The sequence below is a fragment of the Vibrio sp. 947 genome (assembly GCF_033339115.1).
Classification (GTDB): Bacteria; Pseudomonadota; Gammaproteobacteria; order Enterobacterales; family Vibrionaceae; genus Vibrio; species Vibrio alginolyticus.
Genome location: NZ_JAWOTX010000021.1, coordinates 89396 through 95447, shown reverse-complemented (window position 1 = coordinate 95447; position 6052 = coordinate 89396). Strand labels below are relative to the sequence as shown.

Here is a 6052-nt window from a genome sequence, read left to right as displayed (position 1 = left end):
GGTAGTTCAGTTGGTTAGAATACCGGCCTGTCACGCCGGGGGTCGCGGGTTCGAGTCCCGTCCACTCCGCCACTTATATTAAGCCTCAGTCGAAAGACTGAGGCTTTTTTCGTTCTGGTTCCCCCGACTTACCTGAAACTCACTTTCATATTGAAACCTTGCATCTAGAGTTACACTACCCTCTTCACATGGTTTTAATATCGTCGTGAACGAGCTAGCATGTAACTCTGTGCCTTAGTCTTAGCCTTATTCCGATACCAAGCTCTAACCAAAGCTCCTTTTATTTGATATTAGAAAATCTAGTTATGTGACAGAGTTTAATTGTTTGAAGTGTCGCTTGTTTCTAATTTGAAAACAGGACGACTTTGAATACAAGTTTAGTCTCACTGAGATCAAGAGGGAGGGGGGCTACATTTCTGTTAAGGCTTTGATCTACCTGAATGCTAGCTCAGTTTTATCTTGGTGAGGTTGCTAACCTGTTTGGGTTCTGAACGCAATTACCCTAAATGCCTCTTTCTCATAAAAATACAAACTCGCTCATTGCTAAGTATTGTGGAAGTTTAGCTTTGATGTTTGCGAGGAGCCTATATTGCCAAGGGAAGAGAAGTGATACAGATGAAAATGGGTAAATTAAAAGGCTCGTCTATGAATACTATCTATCAGCAATAGTTAGTATCTATGAAAATGTAGCGTAGCGATTCTTCGTATATTTGATGGTATATCAAAGAATAAGGAGCCTTCGTCCTTGAAGGGGAGTCTGAAAATTAGTTATGAAAAAAGCAGCTAGGTAGCTGCTTTTTATTTATTAAGTTACGTGTCTTTAAGAGTCCACTGTCTCCGTATGTTCCGGAGTGGTTATTGCTTGGTTGTTCTCTTCCATCTTCTTCTCTTCTGCTTTTGCTTTTTCAATCATTGGAGTGATTGTTGAGCCTTGAATGAGGATAGAGAAAACAACGACGGAGTAGGTCATTACAAGAATAATCTCTTTTACATCGATTAACTTATCTTGAATCACCCAAATACCAGATGGAATGGAAAGTGCCATTGCCAATGCAAGGCCCCCGCGTAAGCCGCCCCACGTCAAAATACGTACTGACCACGGGTTATATTTTCTGTAACGCTTAAAGCCAATGTACGAGAGAAATACGCTTAAATAGCGAGCTGCTAGTACAAGAGGGACTGAAATAGCCATCATGATCCAGTCTTCTTTGTGGAATTCAAACAGCAGCATCGACATGCCGATCAGTAGGAATAACACGCCATTCAAGAACTCATCAACAAGCTCCCAAAAATGGTCAAGGTGATCTTCACTCTCTTTTGAAAAGCCAATAAAGCGTGTCCAGTTGCCAATCATAATACCGGATACAACCATTGCGAGTGGGCCTGATACATGGATGTATTCAGCAAATGCGTAACCTGCTGTTGGGACACCAATGGTAAGTAACAATTCCATTGAGTGATCATCGGTGGCACTGATCAAGTAGTGGAATAGCAAACCGAGGACGAAACCATATGTGATACCACCGATAGCTTCTTGGATGAAGAGCAAGGTGACACTACCTACAGTTGGTGCCTCAGTGCCAAATGCAATCGTAAATAGAGTGACGAAGATAACCAAACCGAAGCCATCATTGAAGAGCGATTCTCCTTCAATCTGAGTGGAGATACGTTTAGGAGCATCTAGTTTTTTCACAATAGCCAATACAGCGATTGGGTCAGTTGGCGATATTAGAGCACCAAATAGTAAGCAGTAGACCAAATCAAATTGGATGCCAATTAACTGACAAAACCCATACAGTGCAAATCCAATAAAGAACGTGGAAAACAGTGTGGCTCCAAGGGCTAAAACAGTGATCTCCCACTTTTGATCTTTAAGGTTCGGGAGTTTGATGCCTAGTCCACCAGCAAATAGTAAGAAGCCAAGAATGCCTTTGAGCAAGAAATCTTCGAAGTTAATCCTTGTGACCGTCTCCGTCGCAATTTCGGTGAGATGGAACCAGTTGTTTTGACCCGCAATTAAGATTAGAAGTGAAAGCACCATTGAACCTGCGGTAATCGCAATGGTGGTTTGCATCTTTCCTATCTTGCTGTTTACAAAAGCAATTAGCATCGCAGCTGCGGATAGAAAACATAAAGTATGATAGACCGACATAGAGCTCTCTATTTGTAACATTTTATGAATGGAATTCTCGGCTGATGCTGCTTAAATAGCAAACATTTTTTCGTGATTATTTTGTAAGTTAAGAAGGAGATAAAATAATCATTAATTCCACGTTTAGACGTCTAGACTCCTGAAGTTTGTGTGATAGGATGGAAAGATAACTAAAGGAATGAGGCTGTACTGTGGGAAGTAACGTAAGACAACAGATTGAAGCTCAATTGAAGCAACGTATTCTTTTGATTGATGGTGGTATGGGAACCATGATTCAAGGGTACAAACTTGAAGAGCAAGACTATCGAGGAACGCGCTTTGCGGATTGGCATTGTGATCTAAAAGGTAACAACGACCTGTTGGTTCTAAGTCAGCCTCAACTTATCAAGGAAATTCACGCTGCATATTTAGAAGCGGGTGCAGATATTCTTGAGACCAACACTTTTAACGCAACAACCATTGCGATGGCTGACTACGAGATGGAAAGCCTAAGTGAAGAAATTAACTTTGCAGCTGCCAAGCTTGCACGTGAAGTTGCAGACGAATGGACCGCAAAAACACCCGATAAACCACGTTATGTCGCAGGGGTTTTAGGGCCAACAAACCGAACTTGTTCTATTTCTCCTGATGTAAATGACCCCGGATATCGAAATGTTTCTTTCGACGAGTTAGTTGAGGCTTACTCTGAATCGACTCGAGCGCTTATTAAAGGTGGTTCAGACCTTATTCTTATCGAGACCATCTTCGATACGCTTAACGCTAAGGCTTGTTCATTTGCTGTTGAAAGTGTGTTTGAAGAGATGGGTATTGAGTTACCTGTGATGATCTCGGGGACTATTACTGATGCTTCCGGTCGGACATTATCCGGTCAAACCACAGAAGCGTTTTACAACTCATTACGTCATGTTAAACCGATTTCGTTTGGTTTGAACTGTGCACTTGGTCCAGATGAGCTGCGTCCTTATGTTGAAGAGCTCTCTCGTATATCAGAATCTTTTGTTTCCGCTCACCCAAATGCTGGGCTTCCGAATGCATTCGGCGAATACGATTTGTCGCCAGAAGATATGGCTAAGCATGTTAAAGAGTGGGCTCAAAGTGGCTTTTTAAACTTGATTGGTGGGTGTTGTGGTACAACTCCTGAGCACATTCGCCAAATGGCACTCGCGGTTGAAAATATCGCCCCTCGTCAATTACCTGAACTTCCCGTTGCTTGTCGCTTGTCTGGCTTAGAGCCACTCGCGATTGATAAAGACTCTTTATTTATCAATGTCGGTGAGCGTACGAATGTAACCGGTTCTGCGCGTTTTAAGCGCTTGATTAAAGAAGAGCTGTACGATGAAGCGCTCGATGTGGCTCGTCAACAAGTTGAAAATGGCGCTCAAATTATCGATATCAACATGGATGAAGGCATGTTGGATGCACAAGCTTGTATGGTTCGCTTTTTAAACCTTTGTGCGTCAGAACCTGAAATCTCAAAAGTACCAATCATGGTTGACTCTTCCAAGTGGGAGGTTATTGAAGCCGGTCTTAAGTGCATCCAAGGCAAAGGCATTGTTAACTCGATCTCTCTCAAAGAAGGCAAAGAGAAATTCGTTGAACAAGCTAAGTTGATCCGCCGTTACGGTGCGGCTGTGATTGTGATGGCGTTTGATGAGATTGGGCAAGCAGATACACGTGAGCGCAAAGTAGAAATTTGTACCAACGCTTACCGAATTCTTGTTGATGAAGTGGGCTTTCCACCAGAAGACATCATTTTTGACCCAAACATTTTTGCCATTGCTACGGGGATCGAGGAGCATAATAACTACGCGGTGGATTTCATTGAAGCCGTTGGCGATATCAAACGTGATTTACCACATGCGATGATCTCGGGTGGTGTTTCTAACGTCTCATTCTCTTTCCGTGGCAATAACTATGTACGTGAAGCGATTCACGCGGTGTTCCTCTACCACTGTTTTAAAAATGGTATGGATATGGGGATTGTGAATGCGGGTCAGTTAGAAATCTACGATAACGTGCCTGAAAAATTGCGTGAGGCTGTGGAAGATGTCGTTCTTAACCGTCATGATGACGCCACTGAGAGATTGTTAGATATCGCGGCGGAATATGCAGGCAAAGGGGTAGGTAAAGAGGAGGATGCCTCTGCACTTGAGTGGAGAACTTGGCCTGTTGAAAAGCGCTTAGAGCACGCGTTAGTGAAAGGAATAACTGAGTTCATCGTTGATGATACCGAAGAGGCTCGTGTCAACGCTTCAAAGCCATTAGAGGTGATTGAAGGCCCACTAATGGATGGGATGAACGTCGTCGGAGACTTGTTTGGTGAAGGTAAAATGTTCCTTCCTCAGGTCGTAAAATCTGCACGAGTGATGAAGCAAGCAGTCGCGCATCTGGAGCCCTACATCAATGCAGAAAAGCAGGTGGGACAAACAAACGGTAAGATTTTGCTAGCGACGGTCAAAGGTGATGTACATGATATCGGGAAAAATATCGTTGGCGTTGTATTGCAGTGCAATAACTACGAAATTATCGATCTTGGTGTCATGGTTCCTTGCGAAAAGATCTTAAAAGTAGCGCAAGAAGAGAACGTCGATATTATTGGTTTATCAGGGTTGATCACACCTTCATTAGACGAAATGGTGCATGTTGCAAAAGAGATGGAGCGTCTCGACTTTAACTTACCTCTTCTCATCGGTGGCGCAACAACGTCAAAAGCCCATACAGCAGTTAAGATTGAGCAAAATTACAAGCATCCAGTGGTTTACGTGAACAACGCCTCACGTGCAGTGGGCGTATGTACTTCTCTTCTGTCAGATGAACGTCGCCCTGAATTTGTTGAAAAACTTGAAGCTGATTACGAACGAGTACGTGATCAACATAATCGAAAGAAACCGAGAACCAAACCAGTGACATTAGAAGCGGCTCGAGCGAATAAAGCTGCGATCGATTGGGAAGCTTATACACCTCCAGTGCCTGTTAAGCCTGGCATTCATATTTTCGATGATTTTGATGTGGCTATATTACGTCAATACATTGATTGGACACCATTCTTTATGACTTGGTCACTTGTGGGTAAGTATCCAACAATTTTCCAACATGAAGAAGTTGGTGAAGAAGCAAAACGTTTATTCGAAGATGCCAACGAGTTACTTGATCGAGTTGAGCGAGAAGGCCTGTTAAAAGCGCGTGGAATGTGTGGCTTATTCCCTGCTGCGAGCGTGGGGGACGACATTGAAGTTTATGCTGATGAAACTCGTACCGACGTTGTGAAAGTATTACGTAACTTGCGACAACAGACCGAGAAACCAAAAGGATTCAACTATTGTTTATCCGACTACATCGCACCTAAAGAGTCGGGTAAGCATGATTGGATAGGGGCATTTGCTGTCACTGGTGGTATTGGTGAACGAGAGCTTGCTGATGAATACAAAGCACAGGGAGATGATTACAACGCAATTATGATTCAAGCGGTGGCGGATCGCCTAGCCGAAGCGTTTGCTGAGTATTTGCATGAGCGTGTCCGTAAAGAAATTTGGGGTTATGCTGCGGATGAAGATTTATCTAACGATGATCTCATTCGTGAAAAATACCAAGGTATTCGCCCTGCACCAGGTTATCCAGCGTGCCCTGAGCATACTGAAAAAGGACCGCTTTGGGATCTACTTAATGTGGAAGAGAATATTGGCATGACTCTAACCTCCAGCTATGCAATGTATCCGGGCGCGTCAGTCTCTGGTTGGTATTTCTCTCATCCTGACTCACGTTACTTTGCGATCGCACAGATCCAAGAAGATCAGCTAGAGAGTTACGCCGATCGTAAGGGGTGGGATAGGATCGAGGCTGAAAAATGGTTAGGGCCAAATATTAACGGTTAAATTGATGTTTACCTCGTCCAAATGTAAC

At 43.4% G+C, this 6052-nt stretch carries 2 protein-coding genes; one reads left to right on the top strand and one right to left on the bottom strand.

Annotation, left to right across the window (positions count from 1 at the left end; all coding sequences use genetic code 11):
- Positions 1 to 820: 820 nt before the first annotated feature.
- A complete protein-coding gene (locus R7Q39_RS21950; RefSeq protein WP_064354335.1) occupies positions 821 to 2152 on the bottom strand; it encodes a cation:proton antiporter in 1332 nt (443 codons plus the stop codon).
- Positions 2153 to 2343: 191 nt separating this feature from the next.
- On the opposite strand from R7Q39_RS21950, the gene metH reads away from it, so the two are divergent.
- Entirely contained in the window at positions 2344 to 6024 is a 3681-nt protein-coding gene (gene metH, locus R7Q39_RS21945) for a methionine synthase (protein ID WP_318076817.1), read from the top strand.
- Positions 6025 to 6052: the final 28 nt, after the last annotated feature.

What these genes read in the sequence shown, in the direction of transcription:
- R7Q39_RS21950 (WP_064354335.1), bottom strand. Translation starts at nt 2,152, where the DNA reads ATGTCGGTCTATCATACTTTATGTTTTCTATCCGCAGCTGCGATGCTA.